The sequence below is a fragment of the Pseudomonas sp. 21615526 genome, from assembly GCF_013386245.1.
GTDB lineage: Bacteria > Pseudomonadota > Gammaproteobacteria > Pseudomonadales > Pseudomonadaceae > Aquipseudomonas.
Genome location: NZ_JACAOM010000141.1, coordinates 1 through 18,736, shown reverse-complemented (window position 1 = coordinate 18,736; position 18,736 = coordinate 1). Strand labels below are relative to the sequence as shown.

Annotated in this window: 18 protein-coding genes and 4 tRNA genes; 4 read left to right on the top strand and 18 right to left on the bottom strand. The window is 60.2% G+C overall.

Annotated elements, in window-relative coordinates; genetic code table 11:
- Positions 1-4: 4 nt before the first annotated feature.
- The 7 genes from HX786_RS28520 to rluD form a co-directional block, all read right to left on the bottom strand.
- Positions 5-81, bottom strand: a tRNA-Pro gene (locus HX786_RS28520).
- A 94-nt stretch (positions 82-175) separates the two neighbouring features.
- Positions 176-251: transfer RNA gene (locus HX786_RS28515), tRNA-Lys, on the bottom strand.
- Between the two features lie 5 nt (positions 252-256).
- Positions 257-333, bottom strand: a tRNA-Pro gene (locus tag HX786_RS28510).
- A gap of 9 nt (positions 334-342) precedes the next feature.
- Positions 343-418: transfer RNA gene (locus tag HX786_RS28505), tRNA-Asn, on the bottom strand.
- Between the two features lie 300 nt (positions 419-718).
- Positions 719-3,283: an ATP-dependent chaperone ClpB gene (gene clpB, locus HX786_RS28500; RefSeq protein ID WP_003215904.1), complete on the bottom strand. Its 2,565-nt coding sequence runs from the start codon at positions 3,281-3,283 to the stop codon at positions 719-721.
- A 151-nt stretch (positions 3,284-3,434) separates the two neighbouring features.
- Positions 3,435-4,160: a peptidoglycan editing factor PgeF gene (gene pgeF / locus HX786_RS28495; protein ID WP_008432852.1), complete on the bottom strand. Its 726-nt coding sequence runs from the start codon at positions 4,158-4,160 to the stop codon at positions 3,435-3,437.
- On the bottom strand, positions 4,157-5,119 hold the full coding sequence (rluD, locus tag HX786_RS28490; protein WP_003215899.1) for a 23S rRNA pseudouridine(1911/1915/1917) synthase RluD: 963 nt from the start codon (positions 5,117-5,119) through the stop codon (positions 4,157-4,159). The genes pgeF and rluD overlap by 4 nt, the downstream gene beginning before the upstream one ends.
- 149 nt (positions 5,120-5,268) lie before the next feature.
- Here rluD and HX786_RS28485 point away from each other — a divergent pair, with 149 nt between their 5' ends.
- Both HX786_RS28485 and HX786_RS28480 read left to right on the top strand, forming a co-directional pair.
- The gene (locus tag HX786_RS28485) at positions 5,269-6,294 is read left to right on the top strand and encodes an outer membrane protein assembly factor BamD (protein WP_102369923.1); all 1,026 of its coding nucleotides are present in this window, start codon (positions 5,269-5,271) and stop codon (positions 6,292-6,294) included.
- 126 nt (positions 6,295-6,420) lie between these two features.
- Positions 6,421-6,654, top strand: coding sequence for a PP0621 family protein (locus tag HX786_RS28480; protein ID WP_026078011.1), 234 nt, complete (start codon positions 6,421-6,423; stop codon positions 6,652-6,654).
- Here HX786_RS28480 and thiO read toward each other — a convergent pair.
- From thiO to pilV, 5 genes are all read right to left on the bottom strand, one after another.
- A complete protein-coding gene (gene thiO / locus HX786_RS28475) occupies positions 6,641-7,750 on the bottom strand; it encodes a glycine oxidase ThiO (RefSeq protein ID WP_003215894.1) in 1,110 nt (369 codons plus the stop codon). The two genes, HX786_RS28480 and thiO, sit on opposite strands and share 14 nt — an antisense overlap.
- A 62-nt stretch (positions 7,751-7,812) precedes the next feature.
- Positions 7,813-8,214, bottom strand: a complete 402-nt coding sequence (locus HX786_RS28470; protein ID WP_003215892.1) for a type IV pilin protein — start codon at positions 8,212-8,214, stop codon at positions 7,813-7,815.
- A 12-nt stretch (positions 8,215-8,226) separates the two neighbouring features.
- Positions 8,227-8,754 carry a PilX N-terminal domain-containing pilus assembly protein gene (locus HX786_RS28465; protein WP_102605970.1) on the bottom strand — a complete coding sequence of 176 codons (528 nt, stop codon included), beginning with the start codon at positions 8,752-8,754 and terminating at the stop codon, positions 8,227-8,229.
- 7 nt (positions 8,755-8,761) lie between these two features.
- Positions 8,762-9,469, bottom strand: coding sequence for a PilW family protein (locus HX786_RS28460; protein WP_102369925.1), 708 nt, complete (start codon positions 9,467-9,469; stop codon positions 8,762-8,764).
- The gene (gene pilV, locus HX786_RS28455; RefSeq protein WP_102369926.1) at positions 9,466-9,942 is read right to left on the bottom strand and encodes a type IV pilus modification protein PilV; all 477 of its coding nucleotides are present in this window, start codon (positions 9,940-9,942) and stop codon (positions 9,466-9,468) included. Before pilV ends, HX786_RS28460 begins: the two co-directional genes overlap by 4 nt.
- 218 nt (positions 9,943-10,160) lie before the next feature.
- Between pilV and HX786_RS28450 the strand changes: the two genes are divergently transcribed.
- Positions 10,161-10,742, top strand: a complete 582-nt coding sequence (locus tag HX786_RS28450) for a GspH/FimT family pseudopilin (protein ID WP_003215883.1) — start codon at positions 10,161-10,163, stop codon at positions 10,740-10,742.
- Here the strand turns inward: HX786_RS28450 and ispH are convergent.
- The 6 genes from ispH to murJ form a co-directional block, all read right to left on the bottom strand.
- A complete protein-coding gene (gene ispH / locus HX786_RS28445; RefSeq protein ID WP_003215881.1) occupies positions 10,696-11,643 on the bottom strand; it encodes a 4-hydroxy-3-methylbut-2-enyl diphosphate reductase in 948 nt (315 codons plus the stop codon). The two genes, HX786_RS28450 and ispH, sit on opposite strands and share 47 nt — an antisense overlap.
- 116 nt (positions 11,644-11,759) lie before the next feature.
- Positions 11,760-12,197: an FKBP-type peptidyl-prolyl cis-trans isomerase gene (fkpB, locus tag HX786_RS28440; protein ID WP_178912912.1), complete on the bottom strand. Its 438-nt coding sequence runs from the start codon at positions 12,195-12,197 to the stop codon at positions 11,760-11,762.
- Positions 12,198-12,204: 7 nt separating this feature from the next.
- On the bottom strand, positions 12,205-12,714 hold the full coding sequence (lspA, locus tag HX786_RS28435; RefSeq protein ID WP_003215877.1) for a signal peptidase II: 510 nt from the start codon (positions 12,712-12,714) through the stop codon (positions 12,205-12,207).
- Positions 12,707-15,538: an isoleucine--tRNA ligase gene (gene ileS / locus HX786_RS28430; RefSeq protein ID WP_008432838.1), complete on the bottom strand. Its 2,832-nt coding sequence runs from the start codon at positions 15,536-15,538 to the stop codon at positions 12,707-12,709. The genes lspA and ileS overlap by 8 nt, the downstream gene beginning before the upstream one ends.
- Before the next feature lie 13 nt (positions 15,539-15,551).
- Complete coding sequence (gene ribF / locus HX786_RS28425) at positions 15,552-16,490, bottom strand: bifunctional riboflavin kinase/FAD synthetase (protein WP_003215874.1); 939 nt, start codon at positions 16,488-16,490, stop codon at positions 15,552-15,554.
- 118 nt (positions 16,491-16,608) lie between these two features.
- Positions 16,609-18,147: a murein biosynthesis integral membrane protein MurJ gene (murJ, locus tag HX786_RS28420; RefSeq protein ID WP_178912911.1), complete on the bottom strand. Its 1,539-nt coding sequence runs from the start codon at positions 18,145-18,147 to the stop codon at positions 16,609-16,611.
- Positions 18,148-18,401: 254 nt separating this feature from the next.
- Here murJ and rpsT point away from each other — a divergent pair, with 254 nt between their 5' ends.
- Entirely contained in the window at positions 18,402-18,680 is a 279-nt protein-coding gene (rpsT, locus tag HX786_RS28415; protein WP_003215870.1) for a 30S ribosomal protein S20, read from the top strand.
- The last annotated feature ends 56 nt before the right edge of the window (positions 18,681-18,736 follow it).

Below are 18,736 nucleotides of genomic sequence, written 5' to 3'. Positions count from 1 at the left end.
AATATGGTCGGGGTAAGGGGATTCGAACTCCTGACATCCTGCTCCCAAAGCAGGCGCGCTACCGGACTGCGCTATACCCCGGTAAAAAAAAGGCGACCTCTCAGTCGCCTTCTTCGATCAGCGCTTTTGGCCTCTGATCTTAAGATTCGATTCCAGCGTTAACTGGTCTCAAAAATGGTGGGTCGTGTGGGATTCGAACCTACGACCAATTGGTTAAAAGCCAACTGCTCTACCAACTGAGCTAACGACCCAAATATGGTCGGGGTAAGGGGATTCGAACTCCTGACATCCTGCTCCCAAAGCAGGCGCGCTACCGGACTGCGCTATACCCCGGTTTGAAATTGGCTCCGTGACCAGGACTCGAACCTGGGACCCAATGATTAACAGTCATTTGCTCTACCGACTGAGCTATCACGGAACTACATATTTCAAAGTGTTACGTTGTTGCATGTTACCTTCTCTTCGACGCTTCCGTATCGCTACGTTAGTGTCTCTGAGGCGCGCTATTCTACAATCTTAAAAACCCCTGTCAACCCTTTAAATTGCTTTTAAGACAATGATTTGCGCTTCTTTCTGATTTCTCCTTGGGGAGAAGAAACCGTTGGGCTGACGTTGCTGCGGGGCGCACTTTACAAGCCTTTGCCTTACAGTTCAACGCCCTATCGAAAAAAAAGGCCCCGCAATGCGGGGCCTCTTCTTATAGCAGTACCGCTTGGGCTTAGTGGAAGACGATTTCGTCGTTCTCCACCGTCGCCTCGACGCTGGTGCCCGGCATAAAGCTGCCCGACAGGATCAGCTGCGCCAACGGGTTCTCGATCCAGCGCTGGATCGCACGTTTCAACGGCCGTGCGCCATAAACCGGGTCGTAACCAACCGCGATCAGCTTGTCCAACGCCTCGCGGCTCAGCACCAGGGACAACTCGCGCTCCGCCAGACGGCTGCGCAGGCGGCCCAACTGGATCTCGGTAATGCCCGCGATCTGATCCCGCGCCAGAGGCTCGAAGATCACCACTTCGTCGACCCGGTTGATGAACTCCGGCCGGAAGTGGCTGGTCAGCGCGTCCATTACGGCTGCACGCTGGGCCTCACGGTCACCCACCAGCTCCTGAATCTGTACCGAGCCCAGGTTGGAGGTCATCACGATCACCGTATTGCGGAAGTCCACGGTGCGCCCGTGACTGTCCGTCAGGCGGCCATCTTCCAGCACTTGCAGCAACACGTTGAACACATCCGGGTGGGCCTTCTCGACCTCGTCCAGGAGGATCACCGAGTAAGGCTTGCGCCGTACCGCTTCGGTCAGGTAACCGCCTTCCTCGTACCCTACATAGCCTGGTGGCGCCCCGATCAGGCGAGCCACGGAATGTTTCTCCATGAACTCGGACATATCGATCCGCACCATCGCCTCTTCGGTATCGAAGAGGAATTCGGCCAGGGCCTTGCACAACTCGGTCTTGCCCACGCCGGTCGGGCCGAGGAACATGAACGAGCCGCTCGGACGGTTCGGGTCGGACAACCCGGCCCGCGAACGCCGCACCGCGTTGGACACCGCGACCACCGCCTCTTCCTGGCCGATGACGCGCTGGTGCAACAGGCTTTCCATCTTCAGCAGCTTGTCGCGCTCGCCTTCGAGCATTTTCGACACCGGGATACCGGTCCACTTCGAGACGACTTCGGCGATTTCTTCCTCGGTCACCTTACTGCGCAGCAGCTGGTTCTCGGGCTTGCCGTGCTGGTCGACCATCTGCAGGCTACGCTCCAGGTCCGGTATCACCCCGTACTGCAACTCGGCCATGCGGTTCAGGTCGCCTTTACGGCGGGCTGCTTCCAGTTCCTGACGGGACTGCTCGATCTTTTGCTGGATCTGCGCAGAACCCTGCACTTCGGCTTTTTCCGAGGTCCAGATTTCTTCGAGGTCCGAATACTCGCGTTCCAGGCGAACAATTTCTTCCTGGAGTTTTTCCAGGCGTTTCTTCGCCGGCTCGTCTTCTTCTTTCTTCAGGGCCTGGGATTCAACTTTCAGCTGAATCAGGCGCCGATCCAGACGGTCCAGCACTTCGGGCTTCGAATCGATCTCCATCCGAATGCGGCTGGCCGCTTCGTCGATCAAGTCGATGGCCTTGTCCGGCAACTGCCGATCAGTGATGTAGCGATGGCTCAGTTTCGCCGCCGCGATGATCGCACCGTCGGTGATCGCGACTTTATGGTGGACCTCATACCGCTCTTTCAAGCCACGCAGGATCGCGATGGTGTCTTCTTCGCTCGGTTCTTCCACCAATACTTTCTGGAAGCGACGCTCAAGGGCCGCGTCCTTCTCGATGTACTGGCGGTATTCGTTCAGCGTGGTCGCACCCACGCAATGCAACTCGCCCCGCGCCAGTGCCGGCTTGAGCATGTTGCCCGCGTCCATCGAGCCTTCGCCTTTACCGGCGCCGACCATGGTGTGCAGTTCGTCGATAAACAGAATGATCTGCCCTTCCTGCTTCGACAGTTCGTTCAGCAGGGATTTGAGGCGCTCTTCGAACTCGCCACGGAACTTGGCGCCGGCAATCAGCGACCCCATGTCCAGGGACAGCAGGCGCTTGCCTTTAAGGCCGTCCGGCACTTCACCATTGATGATGCGCTGGGCCAGGCCTTCGGCAATCGCGGTTTTACCCACGCCAGGTTCGCCGATCAGCACCGGGTTGTTCTTGGTGCGACGCTGCAGGACCTGGATGGTGCGACGAATTTCGTCGTCACGACCGATCACCGGGTCAAGCTTGCCTTCTTCGGCGCGCTTGGTCAGGTCGACGGTGTATTTGTCCAGCGCCTGGCGGGACTCCTCGTGGTTAGGGTCATTTACCGCCTCGCCGCCGCGCAGGTTGTTGATGGCGTTTTCCAGAGCTTTTTTGCTCACGCCCTGGCCCAGCAACAATTTGCCAAGTTTGCTGTTGTCGTCCATCGCGGCGAGCAGCACCACTTCACTGGAGATGAACTGGTCACCCTTTTGCTGCGCCAGTCGATCCGCCTGGTTAAGCAGACGCGCCAGATCCTGGGACATGTTCACGTCGCCAGTCGGGTTTTGGATTTTCGGCAGTTGGTCGAGCTCTTTGCTCAACTCCTTGCGCAGGCTGTTGACGTCGAAGCCCACCTGCATCAGCAAGGGTTTGATGGAACCGCCTTGCTGCTCCAGGAGCGCTTGCATCAAGTGCGCAGGCTCGATGGCCGGATGATCCAGGCCAACCGCCAGAGATTGGGCGTCAGATAAAGCCAACTGCAATTTGCTGGTTAAACGATCAATACGCATTAGTCACCTTCCTTTTGAGCAGGCCGGAGCTATGAACAAACACATCCTGAATGAAGAAACCTGCCAGATACCCTTATAGATGGGGTGGATTCTGGAAGATTCAAGCGGGCGACCGCTGACTTGCGTCAGGATTGACCCAAGTCAAAGGAGTCTAGCGTTCAAGCCAGACAAGGGAGGCAAACCGACCGGTGCGCGGGCTGCGACGGTAGGAATAGAAGCGGGGATCCGTCACGGTGCACAAGCCACCACCGTACACGGCAGTGACGCCGCGGGCGGCAAGCCGCAGGCGAGCCAGTTGGTAAATGTCGGCCATGAACTTGCCCGGGTTCTGACTGGGCACGAACGCCTCAATCGTTTCCGGAAGTTGCTGCATAAAGGCTTCACGCACTTCCGGGCCGACTTCAAAGGCTTGCGGACCGATGGCCGGCCCCAGCCACACCAATACGTCGGCAGGCTCGGTATCCAGGCTTTCAACGGTCGCTTCCAATACGCCAGCGGCCAGGCCACGCCAGCCGGCATGGGCTGCCGCGACGCGGGTACCGGCGCGATTGCAAAACAAGGCAGGCAGGCAATCAGCCGTCATCGAAGTGCAGGCGATGCCCGGAGTGCTGGTCCAACTGCCATCGGCTTCGGCAGTCCGGCCGGGATCCGCCTCGACGACAACCACACCGTGAACCTGGCGCAACCAGGCGGGCTGGATATTGAAGGCAGCGCAGAGACGACGGCGATTTTCGAGCACGGCATCGAGGCTGTCCTCGACATGATCGCCGAGATTTAGGCTGTCGAACGGCGCCACGCTGACGCCGCCCGCACGGGTAGTAACGCAGGCTTTCACCCCGGCCGGCGCGGGCCAGTCAGGAATCAGCCAGTCACTCATCCGATAAACGCCTCGCGATCCTGCTTGAGCAGCGACAACAACCAGACAAAATCGTCTGGGAGTGGCGATTCCCAGCTCATCCGTTTACCGCTCGTCGGATGATCCAGCTCCAGGAAGCGTGCATGCAGCGCCTGGCGCGGGAAGGTTTTCAGCGAATCAACCATGGTTGCACTGGCCGCCGGCGGAATGCGGAAGCGCCCACCGTAGGCCGGATCTCCGACCAACGGGAAGTTGATGTGCGCCATGTGCACCCGAATCTGGTGGGTACGACCGGTTTCCAGCTTTACCCGCACGTGAGTGTGGGAGCGGAAACGCTCAAGCACGCGGTAGTGGCTGACGGCTTGCTTGCCGCCTTCCATCACCGCCATGCGCTGGCGCTGCTGGCCGTGGCGGCCGATCGGGGCATTGATTTTGCCACCGGCGGTTACCACGCCGATCACGATGCATTCGTAGATCCGGCTGACGCTGCGGCTCTGCAGTTGTGTGACCAGCTGCGTCTGCGCCTGAATGGTCTTGGCTACCACCATGAGGCCGGTGGTGTCCTTGTCCAGGCGGTGCACGATGCCGCAGCGCGGGACATTGATGATGTCCGGCACGTGGTGCAACAAGGCATTGAGCAGCGTGCCATCAGCGTGGCCGGCGGCCGGGTGAACCACCAGGCCGGCAGGTTTGTTGATCACCAGGATGTCGTCGTCTTCGTAGACGATGTCCAGTTCAATGTCCTGGGCGATCCATTCTCCCTGGGCTTCCTGCTCGGCAGTCAGCTCAAGAATCGCACCACCATGGACTATGTCTCGCGGGCGGATAACCGCTCCATCCACAGTCAGGCGGCCGTCTTTGATCCAGGCGGAAAGGCGCGAGCGCGAGTGCTCAGCGAATAATTGTGCGGCGACTTGATCGAGGCGTTGGCCGCCCAATTCGGACGGCACCTCTGCGCGAAGTTCAATTTTATCGGACATGCTCAGACTAGGCGTGGCACAGCCTTTGGTTTCGGCTGCGCGCTTGTGGTTAAATACGGCGTCTTTTGCCCCGAGGCTTTCCAAGGGGCGCTCATCATAACAGGACGGCCCCGCCCAAGACAGCGGCCGTCATAGGGACGCAAGCCGCCATGCAAGTGAAACACCTGCTGCTGATCGCCATCCTCGCCATGACTGCTGCTTGCTCGTCAACAAAGGAAGTCGTCGACGAAAACCTGAGCGAGGTCGAGCTGTACCAACAAGCTCAGACCGACCTGAACAACCACAGCTACACCAGCGCCACGGCAAAACTGAAGGCACTGGAGTCGCGGTATCCGTTCGGGCGTTACGCCGACCAGGCCCAGCTCGAGCTGATCTACGCCAACTACAAGAACGCCGAGCCGGAAGCTGCCAAGTCCGCCGCCGAGCGTTTTATCCGCCTGCACCCGCAGCATCCGAACGTGGACTACGCCTACTACCTCAAGGGCCTGACCTCGTTTGACCAGGACGTTGGCCTGCTGGCGCGCTTCCTGCCGCTGGACATGACCAAGCGTGACCCGGGCGCTGCCCGCGACTCCTACAACGAGTTCGCCCAGCTGACCAGCCGCTACCCCAACAGCCGCTACGCGCCGGACGCCAAGCAGCGCATGATCTACCTGCGCAACCTGCTGGCTTCCTACGAGATCCACGTAGCCGACTACTACCTGACCCGCCAGGCGTATGTCGCTGCCGCGAACCGTGGCCGTTACGTAGTGGAAAACTTCCAGGAAACCCCATCGGTGGGTGACGGCCTGGCCGTGATGACCGAGGCTTACCAGCGCCTGCACCTGGACGCCCTGGCGGCCACCAGCCTGGAAACCCTGAAGCTCAACTACCCGGACCACCCAAGCCTGAAGGACGGCCAGTTCGTACCGCAGGTTGCCGAAGCGGACAACCGCTCGTGGTTGAGCAAGTACACCCTGGGCCTGATCGAGTCCCGTCCACCGCTGCCGCCGGGCGAAACCCGCGCCAACCAGGACATCATCAAGCAATACCAGGACGCCAAGGATTCGATTCCATCGGACCTCAAGCCGCGTGACGAAAACGGCGACATCATCGAAGAGCAAGGGCCTCAAGCCCTGGGCAACAACGAAGATCGCTCGTGGTTCAGCTACATGACTTTCGGTATCTTTGACTGATTGTTCGCCGCGATGCAAAAAGGGAGCTCTTCGGAGCTCCCTTTTTTATTGCGCTGCATAATTGCGCTGTGCGCCCATCACGTCCTTGGCTAAACTGCGGGATTCCTTGTCGAGAAGCTGCCCACCATGGTTCGTCTACTGTTCTGGATCGCCGTTATTGCTGCCGCGGTATGGTTTTGGCGCAAATTCAAAAGTCCGGCCGCCAAACAGCAGCGGCCCAGCGAACAGGGCCCGATCCAGATGGTTCGTTGCGCCCACTGTGGCCTTCACCTGCCACAGGATCGAGCCTTGAGCCTGCGCCAGGAATGGTATTGCACCCAGGCGCATCTGGAGCAAGGGCCGAAATCTATCCAGCGTTGATTCGGCCTGCCGGCGCATACGGGGCCGGATCAATGATCGGCTCATGCCCCAGCAACAAATCGGCAAACAGTTGGCAGGACGCCGGCGCCAGCACCAGGCCGTTGCGGTAATGCCCGCAGTTGAGCCACAGCCCGTCGAAACCTGGCACCTTGCCAATATACGGAATGCCCTCCGGCGAGCCGGGCCGCAAACCGGCCCAATGCCCCACCACTTCGGCATCGGCCAGGGCCGGAATCAACTCGACGGCAGAGGCTTTCAGGCTTTCCAGTGCAGAGTCGGTGGGCGTCTTGTCGAACCCCTCGTGCTCCAGCGTGCTACCAATCAGAATGTGCCCATCCCGCCGGGGAATCGCATAACGCCCCTTGGCCAGGACCATGCACGACAAGAAGTCCGACGCACACTTGTACAAGATCATCTGCCCCTTGACCGGCTCCACGGGCAACTCAAGCCCCAGGCGGCCCAGCAACTCACCGCTCCAGGCGCCGGCGGCCAGCACTACCTGATCGCCATGGATCGGCCCGAGCGCCGTATTCACCCCAACAACCTTGCCGCCCTGCTGAATAAACCCATCAACCGCACACTGCTCGTGAATCGTCACGCCCGGCAGGGCCAACAAGGCCGCCTTGAGGGATTTGACCAACCGCGGATTACGCACATTGGCCACATCCGCCATATAGATCGCCTGGGAAAACCCGGCACCCAGCACCGGCACAGCGTCATGGGCAGCTGAAACATCCACCTTGCTCAGCGGGCGCCCTTCGCGGGCTGCCCAGGCAAGCGCCTCGGTTTCATCATCCAGGTCCAGCCAATACAGGCCGGTGGTGTGAACTTCCGGGTCAATGCCAGTAGCCGCGAACAGACGCTCTGCCAGTTGCGGGTAAAAATCCTGGGACCAGTGCGCCAGGGCCGTCACGGCCGGGCTGTAGCGCCACGGGTAGAGCGGGGAGACAATGCCGCCGCCGGCCCAGGAAGACTCCTGACCGACCGCCGAACGATCCAGCAACACAACCGCTTGCCCTTGGGTCGCCAGGTTGAACGCCGTCAACAACCCGATTACCCCACCACCCACAACCACTACTTGCTGTTGCTTAGCCATTGTTCGATCCAGCCGATAAAAAGAAAAAGGCACGCCCGGCGCCCAATCGTCCAGCTTCCTCATCATTGCCCCCAGCACGCCTTGCGCGTCATATCAGGCGCGGCTCCCGGATTGCTTCGCGCACCGGTACTGCTCAGGCTGAAGGCGGCACAGGGATCGCCCGCCATCACCGAGTCAATTGCCGGCGTGGCAAGCAGAACGAAATCCTGAGGGTTCAATGCAGGGGTGATTCTATAGCGATCATTGCCGGCGATGACGCCAGTTGCATCAATAAAAGTGCCGTTCCTCGCGTAATAGCGCTCAAGGTACTGTGCCTGCTCACTCAGCAACCCGGCAATTTCCGCGCGATAGACCTTTTTCATATGGCTGAGATACCCGGGATAGGCGACGCCCGCCAGGAGTCCGACGATCGCCACGGCGATCAGTAATTCGATCAGGGTGAAGCCTGTGCAATCCTTGCCCATCGCGCTGCTCACTTATTGAAGTTGTCGCCACATGATTCTTCGGAAACGCTCGCCGGGTCCGCTGCCCACACGGGCATACACAGACTCCAGGACGGAGCGTGAGTGCCCACTGACGCCCACTGATGTCACGCGATAGACCGTGGCCTGGGCCTCTGCCGGGAGCTGAGCAAAACCCGTTCCCGGCCCCAGGTTTTGAATACCGTAGACGCCGTCTTTCATCCCTATCCAGGTCACAGTCGATACGGGATTCGTCCCCGGCCCCACTACCGAAACCGATTCGGCAGGTGGCGCGCACGCAGCCGTCGAGTGGCAAGGGCGCAGGGCGAAACCTGACGCCTGCACCAAAGACTCGCCAAGCCTGAGGCCGCTTTCGGCCTGCTGAAACGACTGGTTGCGCTGCCGAAGGCTGCCGGTAATTTTTTCTTGCGAGATTGCTCCCTGCATCGAAGACAATCCGAGGAGTGCCAACAGCAGCAGGAATACCAGGCTGATCAGCAAAACCATGCCTGCCTGCCTCGAACGGGAGAGGTAATAACCCATGGGCACACTACTCCAGGCGATTACGTAGTGCCGCGACCACGCTGTAGGCCTGGTCTTTCACCAACCCATTTGGATCCTGAAGTGTCAGCAGAATCCGCACGCTGCGGATGAGCGACTCATCGCCGGGGTTGGGGTCATATCGGCTGACAACCGTTGAGCCAGGCTTGTCGGCCACGCCGAAACTGATATCGAATGCCCCCACGTTATCCACCAGCACCGCTTTGCTCGGGGCCGCCAGCGTGCTGAACTTCAACTGCCCGCCCTCAAAGGTGTAGGTCAGCTTGCGCAGAGGGAAATGGATTTGCCCGGGCGTCGCTGCCGGCGCGCTTCCAACATAGGCGTGGGCAGAACCGGTGCAATCGGAAAGCACCGTCCAGTCCGGCTTGCTGCCACCCTCCCCGACGTCGGCGGTCACCAGCGTCAGGGACCGGGAACTGCCGGTGGTACCCCATCCAATGGGACGATCAAAACCTGCGGGAGCGTTGCTGATTGATGCAGCGGACAAGCAGCCAAACATGCCCGCCTGGCGTATTTCCTGAATCAGCTTGCCAAGGGCGAACCGTGCATCATCCTGCAACAGCGAAGCCGCACTCTGGCTGGCATAAGTGGTTCGGGAGCTGAGTGCAATCTGGGTCACCCCCAGGATCAACATCAGGCCGAGGGCCAATGCCAGCAGCATCTCTACCAAGCTGAAACCGCACACTGGACCTCTCATGGCAACACCCTCGGGTCGACTGCAATCCGGCTGGTCAGGGTGAATGTTTCCCGAGTGCCTTGAGCCTTCGCTCCACGGGAGTCGTCCCAACTGATGCTGATGGTCACTTCTCGCTGATTGACCGCAACCGACCCCTTGGCGCTTTCCCCGGCGAACCCGGCGATATTCGCTTCAAAGTCGTGCAGGTCCAGATCACGCACACTCGCGACCGAGGTGCTGGAGGGCGCGCGTTCACCCTGGCCCCAGGAGTAATCAGCACCCGAATTGGCGCGGATCCGGTCGAGCATGTCGTAGGCAATGAAACTGGCCTGACTGGTCATCCTGGAACTGTCGGTATATTTCAATGCATTGAGCTGAATGACTGCCGCCCCTAGCAGGCCGACAGCGAGGATCAGCACAGATACCAGGACCTCGATCAGCGTCATTCCGGCCTGGGTCGGTTGCGGGTGGGGCGTTACGGGAAAAGCGTTCATTACCATCGCCATCCATGTCGAAGGTCATCAGAAAGCAGCGCAAACCTGCTGTGCGACGCAAGACTAGCGCCGGTATTGCCTGGGCGCTGCCCCCCGGAACAAAGCGAAATACTTTGGACAGAATGGCCACCATTCGACCCGCCGGACTGGGCGCTATAACTATGTCTGCCATCCGGCACCGACTGAAAAAGCACACCGCGTCCACGGAGGGACGGCCCATGAAACAACGAGGTTTCTCGCTGATTGAGCTGATACTCGGCCTGTTCCTGAGCGGCATCCTGGCCAATCTGGCAGTGCCGAGCCTCAAGGGGCTGCTCGAGTCGCAACGACGCCAGAGCGCCGCCGAATCCCTTGCCGGCGGACTGCGTTATGCCCGCACAGAAGCCATCGCACGCAATCGCACGGTGGTTATCCATGCATTGGACGATGACTGGAGCCGGGGCTGGAGGGTGATACTGGACCTGAACGGTCGCGGCCATCTGGACGACAAAAACCCGGTGCTGCTGGAGCGCCAGGACAGTGGGCAGATACCGATTGTGGGGAATACGCCGGTGAGAACCCAGATACGCTTCAGCAGCCTGGGTGAACCGCTGCTGTCAGCAGGGGCATTCAGCGCCGGCACCGTCCACGTGTGTGCGACGGACCAGCAACTGAGCCTGTATCAAATAGTGCTGGCCGCCAGCGGGCGTATCAGCCTGCGCAGTAACAAGACCGAGCAGGCTTTGTGCCGGGGCTATGCCGGCACTCCGGGCCTCAGAGCAGCGAACGAACCCGCAGCTCCTTGGGCATGGAGAAAGTGATGTTCTCTTCACGGCCAGCCAGTTCATCAGCGCCCGTGGCGCCCCAGGCCTGCAGTTGCTGAATAACGCCACGCACCAGGACTTCCGGGGCCGAGGCTCCGGCAGTGATGCCAATGCGTTCGACACCGTCGAACCAGCTGCGCTGCATGTCTTCGGCACCATCGATCAGGTAGGCCGGGGTGGCCATGCGCTCGGCCAGTTCGCGCAGGCGGTTGGAGTTGGAGCTGTTGGGGCTCCCCACCACCAGCACAACATCGCATTCGTCGGCCAATTGCTTGACCGCATCCTGGCGGTTCTGGGTGGCGTAGCAGATGTCATCCTTGCGTGGACCGCCGATGGCCGGGAAGCGCGAGCGCAAGGCATCGATGACGCGGCTGGTGTCGTCCATGGACAAGGTGGTCTGGGTAACGAAAGCCAGCTTTTCAGGGTTGTGCACCTGCAATGCAGCGACGTCTTTTTCGTCTTCCACCAGGTAGATCGCCCCACCATTGCTGCCATCGTACTGGCCCATGGTGCCTTCGACTTCCGGGTGACCGGCGTGGCCGATCAGGATGCATTCACGACCATCACGGCTGTAGCGCGCGACCTCGATGTGCACCTTGGTCACCAGCGGGCAGGTGGCGTCGAACACTTTCAGGCCACGGCCTGCTGCTTCGGTGCGTACCGCCTGGGAAACGCCGTGAGCGCTGAAGATGACGATAACGTCGTCCGGCACCTGGTCCAGTTCTTCAACGAAGATGGCCCCGCGGCTGCGCAGGTCTTCGACCACAAACTTGTTGTGGACGACTTCATGGCGCACGTAAATCGGCGGCCCGAAAACTTCCAGGGCGCGGTTGACGATTTCGATCGCCCGGTCCACGCCGGCGCAGAAGCCACGGGGGTTGGCGAGTTTGATTTGCATGCTGTGCCTCGTGTCTTGCCCTGTAGGATCGAGCTTGTGTGGCGAGGGCGCTTGCTCCCGCTGGGCCGCGAAGCAGCCCCAACAAGCTCGCCCCTGCAGTAGGCCGATTTCGTTAGTTACAGCGCTTTAACGTCGATGATTTCAACATCAAAGGTCAAGGTTTTCCCGGCCAACGGGTGGTTGAAGTCGATGGTCACTTGCGCGTCATCAAAGGCTTTCACCACACCCGGCAGCTCGGTATTCGCCGCATCGTTGAAGATCACCAGCAAGCCTTCCGACAGCTCCATGTCCTGGAACTGCGAACGCGGGATGATCTGCACGTTTTGCGGGTTGGACTGGCCAAAGGCGTTTTCCGGCAGGATCTGCAGGTTGCGCTTGTCGCCGGCCTTGAAACCGAACAGTGCCGCTTCGAAACCCGGCAGCAGGTTGCCGTCGCCGACCTTGAAGGTCGCCGGGGCCTTGTCGAACGTGCTGTCGACCGTGTCGCCATTCTCCAGGCGCAATGCGAAATGCAAGGTGACTTCCGTGTTCTGGCCAATGCGTTGCTCAGCCAATACCTGTTCAGTCATGAACGGTCTCTCCGGTTTTCTTGCTTTTGAACATATCCAACGCCAGCATGATTGCACCGACGGTGATGGCGCTGTCGGCAAAGTTGAACGCCGGGAAGTACCAGCGGTTCTGCCAATGCACCAGAATAAAGTCGATCACATGGCCCAGGGCAATGCGGTCGTAGAGGTTGCCCAATGCGCCACCCAGCACCAGCGCCAACGCAACGGCCAGCCAGGTGTCGTTACGCCCCAGGCGCTTGAGCCAGACTACCAGCACGGCACTGACCACCACGGCGATCAGGGCAAACAGCCAGCGCTGCCAGCCGGAGCTGTCAGCCAAGAAGCTGAACGCAGCGCCGGTGTTGTAGGCCAGGGTCCAGCTGAAGTAGTCGGGAATCACCACGATCTGCTGGTACATCTCCAGGGCGCCTTCGAAGTGAGCCTTGCTGAGCTGGTCAATGACCAGCACCAGCACGCTCAACACGAGCAAGCCCAGGCGTCCAAAACGACTGGCTTCAGGCATAGTGACGAACCTCGCCAGCGCCAGAGATGTTGTCGACACAGCGACCGCAGATTTCCGGATGCTCGGGGTTCACGCCGACATCTTCACGGCAGTGCCAGCAACGGGCGCACTTGGCGAAGGAGGACTTGACCACCTTGAGCTTGAGACCCGGGACTTCGGTCGCGACTGCGTCTGCAGGCGCCTGGGCAAACGGCGCCAGGCTGGCGGTCGAGGTGATCAGGACGAAGCGCAGTTCGTTGCTCAGCTTGGCCAGGTCAGCGGTCAGGCCTTCCTCGGCAAACAGCGTGACTTCGGCCTGCAGGTTGCCGCCAACGGCCTTCGCCGCGCGCTGCACTTCCAGCTCCTTGTTCACGGCAACCTTGACGGCCATTACGCCTTCCCAGTACTCGCGGCCCAGCTCGAAGTCGGCCGGCAATTCGGTCAGGCCTTCGTACCAGGTGTTGAGCATCACGGACTCGTTCCGCTCGCCCGGCAGGTATTCCCACAGTTCGTCGGCGGTGAATGCCAGGATCGGGGCGATCCAGCGCACCAGCGCTTCAGAGATGTGGTACAGCGCGGTCTGCGCCGAACGGCGGGCCTTGCTGTTGGCGCCGGTGGTGTACTGGCGGTCCTTGATGATGTCGAGGTAGAAACCACCCAACTCCTGCACGCAGAAGTTGTGGATCTTCGAGTAGACGTTCCAGAAGCGGTATTCGCCGTAGTGCTCTTGCAGCTCGCGCTGCAGCAACAGGGTACGGTCCACGGCCCAACGGTCCAGGGCGAGCATTTCCTCGGCCGGCAGGATGTCGGTGGCCGGGTTGAAACCGGTCAGGTTCGACAGCATGAAGCGTGCGGTATTACGGATCCGGCGGTAGGCATCGGCGCTGCGCTGCAGGATCTGCTCGGAAACGGCCATCTCGCCCGAATAATCGGTAGAGGCGACCCACAGGCGCATGATGTCGGCGCCCAGGGTGTCGTTGACCTTTTGCGGCGCGATCACGTTGCCCAGGGACTTGGACATCTTGCGACCGTTCTCGTCGACGGTGAAACCGTGGGTCAGCAGCTCGCGGTACGGGGCGTGATCGTCGATCGCGCAACCGGTCAGCAGCGAGGAGTGGAACCAGCCACGGTGTTGGTCCGAACCTTCCAGGTACAGGTCGGCACGCGGGCCGGTCTCATGGCCCATCGGGTGCGAGCCGCGCAGTACGTGCCAGTGGGTGGTACCCGAGTCGAACCAGACGTCGAGGGTGTCGCTGATCTTGTCGTACAGCGGCGCTTCGTCGCCCAGCAGCTCGGCGGCGTCCAGCTTGAACCAGGCTTCGATGCCCTCTTGTTCAACGCGCTGGGCAACCTCTTCCATCAGCTCGACGGTACGTGGGTGCAACTCGCCGCTTTCCTTGTTCAGGAAGAACGGGATCGGCACGCCCCAGTTGCGCTGGCGGGAGATGCACCAGTCCGGACGGTTGGCGATCATCGAGTGCAGGCGCGCCTGGCCCCAGGCCGGAACGAACTTGGTGTCTTCGATCGCCTTGATCGCACGCTTGCGCAGGGTTTCGCCGCTGGTCGGCTCTTTGTCCATACCGATAAACCACTGCGCAGTGGCACGGTAGATCAGCGGGGTCTTGTGACGCCAGCAGTGCATGTAGCTGTGGGTGATGGTTTCGGTGTGCAGCAGCGCACCGACTTCCGCCAGCTTGTCGACGATCGCCGGGTTGGCCTTGAAGATGAACTGGCCACCGAAGAATTCCAGGGACGGCACGTACACGCCGTTGCTTTGCACGGGATTGATGATGTCGTCGTTGACCAGGCCGTACTGCTTGCAGATCACGAAGTCGTCTACGCCATAGGCAGGCGAGCAGTGAACCACGCCGGTGCCGGCGCCCAGTTCAACGTACTCGGCCAGGTAGATTGGCGACAGGCGGTCGTAGAACGGGTGACGGAAGTTGATCAGTTCCAGCGCGGACCCGGTAGTGGTCGCGATCACCGAGCCTTGCAGGTTGTAGCGGGCCAGGCACGCCTCCACCAGCTCTTCAGCCAGCACCAGCAGTTTGTCACCGACGTCCACCAGGGCGTAGGTGAATTCCGGGTGCACGTTCAGCGCCTGGTTGGCCGGGATGGTCCACGGGGTGGTGGTCCAGATCACAATAGAGGCTGGCTTGGCCAGGCTCGCCAGACCGAAGGCTTGCGCCAGTTTGGCTTCGTCGGCGATCGGGAAGGCCACGTCGATGGTCGAGGACTTCTTGTCTTCGTACTCGACTTCGGCTTCAGCCAGGGCCGAGCCGCAATCGAAGCACCAGTTCACGGGCTTGAGGCCCTTGAACACGAAACCGCCCTTGACGATTTCGGCCAAGGCACGGATTTCACCGGCCTCGTTCTTGAAGTTCATGGTCTTGTACGGGTTGGCCCAGTCGCCCAACACACCCAGGCGGATGAATTCGGACTTCTGCCCTTCGATCTGCTCGGTGGCGTAGGCACGGCACAGTTCGCGGGTTTTATCCGCGCCCAGGTTCTTGCCGTAGGTCACTTCGACCTTGTGTTCAATCGGCAGGCCGTGGCAGTCCCAGCCCGGGACATAAGGCGCGTCGAAACCCGAAAGGGTTTTCGAGCGGATGATCATGTCCTTGAGAATCTTGTTCAGCGCATGACCGATGTGAATCGTGCCGTTGGCATAAGGAGGGCCGTCGTGCAGGACGAATTTCGGACGATCCTTGCCAATCTCGCGCAACTTTCCGTACAGGCCAATACTGTCCCAGCGCTGCAGGATCTGCGGTTCGCGCTGTGGCAGGCCGGCCTTCATTGGGAAGGCGGTGTCCGGAAGGTTTAGCGTGGCTTTATAGTCGGTCATTTAAGGCTCTTCATTAGCGATGGGCGCTAGGTGCGGCTAGTGCACGGGCGGCGGCGACATCCGCATTGATCGCCGTTTTCAACGCCTCCAGGGAGGCGAAACGCTGCTCTTCACGCAGCTTTTGGTGGAAAGCCACCGTCAAACGCCGGTCATACAAATCACCGGCAAAATCCAAAAGGTGAACTTCCAGGTGGGCTTTGCCATCACCTGCAACCGTGGGCCTGACGCCTATGTTGGCGACTCCGGGCCACGATTGGCCGTCGATGTCGACACTCACCAGGTAAACCCCGGTCAGTGGCACACGACGGCGCTTGAGCTGCACGTTGGCGGTTGGCGTGCCCAGTTGGCGCGCCAGCTTCTGGCCGTGCAGCACCCGCCCGGCAATCCGGAACGGGCGACCGAGCAAACGCTCGGCCAAGGCGAAGTCGGCAGCGGCCAGGGCGTTACGCACCTGGGTACTGCTCACGCGCAGGCCGTCCAGTTCGACGGTTTGCGCGGCTTCGACGGTAAAACCCTGGGTGACGCCGGCCTGCTGCAGGAAATCGAAATCCCCTACCCGGTCGCAACCGAAACGGAAGTCGTCGCCGACCTCCAGATGCTGCACGCCGAGGCCGTCCACCAGGATACGGTCGACGAACTCGGCGGCGCTGAGGCTGCGCAAGCGCTGGTTGAAAGCCAGGCAGAGGACGCGGTCCACACCTTCTTCAGCCAGCAGTTGCAGCTTGTCCCGCAGGCGGGCCAGACGCGCCGGCGCCGTCTGCGGGGTAAAGAATTCTCGCGGCTGTGGTTCAAAAATCACCACGCAGCTGGGCACGCCCAACTCAACCGCACGCTCACGCAGGCGGGCCAGGATAGCCTGGTGGCCACGGTGAACACCGTCAAAGTTGCCAATAGTGGCGACGCAGCCCCGATGCTGGGGGCGCAGGTTGTGGAGACCTCGAACCAGCTGCATAACGCGCTTCTTGCTCATAAAGTGGTCGATTATAACCACACCCGGCCCCGGACGACAGGCAACAGCGCAGGCCATTTGCGCGAATCGATAAAACAACCGTCTTATCGACGAAAAGTCTCTAGCTCAGCGACTTGCGATTGAAATCCCGCAAGCGGAAGCCCATCAGCAGCAACATGCCGAAGTACACCAGCACACCAGCCGCCACCAACGCTCCCAGGCGCATGAAGCGCTCGAGCATATGGCCCTGCTCCCAGGCCGGCATGAAGTGCATCAGGCCCAGCAGTACCGCGGCCATCGTCCCCACCGCCACCACCAACTTGAGCGCAAACGAGCCCCAGCCCGCCTGAGGCTGGAACATTTTCTGTTTACGCAGCTGATAAAACAGCAGCCCGGCGTTGATGCAGGCCCCCACACTGATCGCCAGCGCCAGCCCGGCATGCTTCAGCGGACCGATGAACGCCAGGTTGAGCAGTTGGGTAACCACCAGGGTGAAGATTGCGATCCTTACCGGGGTACGGATGTTTTGTTGAGCATAAAAGCCGGGGGCCAGCACCTTGATCACGATAATGCCCAGCAGGCCGACGGAATAGGCGATCAGCGCACGCTGGGTCATCGAGGCGTCAAACGCAGTGAACTGGCCGTACTGGAACAGCGCGACCGTCAGTGGCTCGGCGAGCAACCCCAGGGCCACGGCACACGGCAGCACCAGCACGAAGCACAGGCGCAGGCCCCAGTCGAGAATCCGCGAATATTCGTGGCGGTCTTTGCTGGCATAGGTGCGCGACAGCGTTGGCAGCAGGATGGTGCCGAGTGCCACGCCGAGCACGCCGGACGGCAATTCCATCAGACGGTCGGCGTAGTACATCCACGACACCGAACCCGAGACCAGCAGCGAGGCGAAGGCGGTGTTGATGATCAGGGAAATCTGGCTGACGGAAACCCCGAGGATGGCCGGCAGCATGTTGCGCATCACCCGCCAGACGCCGGTGTCCTTGAGATTCAAACGCGGCAGCACGAGCATGCCGATTTTCTTCAGGTGCGGCAGCTGGTACAGCAGTTGTGCCAGGCCACCAGCCAGGACCGCCCAGCCGAGGGCCATCACAGGCGGATCGAAATACGGTGTCAGGAACAGCGCAAAAATAATCATGCTGACGTTAAGCAGGGTCGGCACGAAGGCCGGCACCGAGAAACGGTTCCAGGTATTGAGGATCGCCCCGGCCAGGGACGACAGGGAAATCAGCAATATATAAGGAAAGGTCACCCGCAACAGATCAGTGGTCAGGGCGAATTTTTCCGGTGTATTGGCAAAACCGGGTGCCGTGGCCCAGATCACCCAGGGCGCGGCGAGCATCCCGGCGATCGTCACCAGCGTCAGCACCAACGTCAGCAAACCCGAAACATAGGCAATGAAGGTGCGGGTCGCCTCCTCGCCTTGCTGGGCCTTGTACTCCGCCAGAATCGGCACGAATGCCTGGGAAAAAGCCCCCTCGGCGAAGATCCGCCGCAGCAGGTTGGGCAGTTTAAAGGCAATAAAGAAGGCATCCGTGGCCATGCTAGCGCCAAAAATACGCGCCAGCAGCGTGTCACGCACAAACCCCAGAACCCGGGAAATCATAGTGATAGAGCTGACAGCGGCCAACGATTTGAGCAGATTCATTGAAAGAGTTTTTGCCTATAGATAAAGAGCAGGCGAACAAACGGCCCACATATGCGATACTCCGCGCCTGCAACAAGCACAGAGCCAAAGCTCGCGAGTTTACAGGTCAAGCGCCGGAAATAAATCACCCGCCTCTTAAGATCGACCACTCAGCAGTTCGCATCACACGCCCTTGACAAGACTTCAACTCATCGGCATGATTCGCGGCCTATTTTGTTTGCTATTTCCTAAAAAGTCTTTCGAGGAGCTCGACGGTGGCCAACACACCTTCCGCCAAAAAACGTGCAAAACAGGCTGAGAAGCGTCGCAGCCACAACGCCAGCCTGCGTTCCATGGTTCGTACCTACATCAAGAATGTAGTTAAAGCCATTGACGCAAAAGACGCTGAAAAAGCTCAAGCTGCTTACGTTCTGGCTGTGCCAGTTATCGACCGTATGGCCGATAAAGGCATCATCCACAAGAACAAAGCTGCTCGCCATAAAGGTCGTCTGAATGGCCACATCAAGGCTCTGAACCTTGCTGCTGCAGCCTAAGCGATAAGCTTGTTAAAAAACCGACCCCAGGGTCGGTTTTTTATTGCCTGCGATTT

Bases quoted from the DNA above. Each gene is read 5' to 3' on its own strand.
- clpB (WP_003215904.1), bottom strand. From the start codon at position 3,283: ATGCGTATTGATCGTTTAACCAGCAAATTGCAGTTGGCTTTATCTGAC.
- pgeF (WP_008432852.1), bottom strand. From the start codon at position 4,160: ATGAGTGACTGGCTGATTCCTGACTGGCCCGCGCCGGCCGGGGTGAAA.
- rluD (WP_003215899.1), bottom strand. From the start codon at position 5,119: ATGTCCGATAAAATTGAACTTCGCGCAGAGGTGCCGTCCGAATTGGGC.
- HX786_RS28485 (WP_102369923.1), top strand. From the start codon at position 5,269: ATGCAAGTGAAACACCTGCTGCTGATCGCCATCCTCGCCATGACTGCT.
- HX786_RS28480 (WP_026078011.1), top strand. From the start codon at position 6,421: ATGGTTCGTCTACTGTTCTGGATCGCCGTTATTGCTGCCGCGGTATGG.
- thiO (WP_003215894.1), bottom strand. From the start codon at position 7,750: ATGGCTAAGCAACAGCAAGTAGTGGTTGTGGGTGGTGGGGTAATCGGG.
- HX786_RS28470 (WP_003215892.1), bottom strand. From the start codon at position 8,214: ATGGGCAAGGATTGCACAGGCTTCACCCTGATCGAATTACTGATCGCC.
- HX786_RS28465 (WP_102605970.1), bottom strand. From the start codon at position 8,754: ATGGGTTATTACCTCTCCCGTTCGAGGCAGGCAGGCATGGTTTTGCTG.
- HX786_RS28460 (WP_102369925.1), bottom strand. From the start codon at position 9,469: ATGAGAGGTCCAGTGTGCGGTTTCAGCTTGGTAGAGATGCTGCTGGCA.
- pilV (WP_102369926.1), bottom strand. From the start codon at position 9,942: ATGAACGCTTTTCCCGTAACGCCCCACCCGCAACCGACCCAGGCCGGA.
- HX786_RS28450 (WP_003215883.1), top strand. From the start codon at position 10,161: ATGAAACAACGAGGTTTCTCGCTGATTGAGCTGATACTCGGCCTGTTC.
- ispH (WP_003215881.1), bottom strand. From the start codon at position 11,643: ATGCAAATCAAACTCGCCAACCCCCGTGGCTTCTGCGCCGGCGTGGAC.
- lspA (WP_003215877.1), bottom strand. From the start codon at position 12,714: ATGCCTGAAGCCAGTCGTTTTGGACGCCTGGGCTTGCTCGTGTTGAGC.
- ileS (WP_008432838.1), bottom strand. From the start codon at position 15,538: ATGACCGACTATAAAGCCACGCTAAACCTTCCGGACACCGCCTTCCCA.
- ribF (WP_003215874.1), bottom strand. From the start codon at position 16,490: ATGCAGCTGGTTCGAGGTCTCCACAACCTGCGCCCCCAGCATCGGGGC.
- murJ (WP_178912911.1), bottom strand. From the start codon at position 18,147: ATGAATCTGCTCAAATCGTTGGCCGCTGTCAGCTCTATCACTATGATT.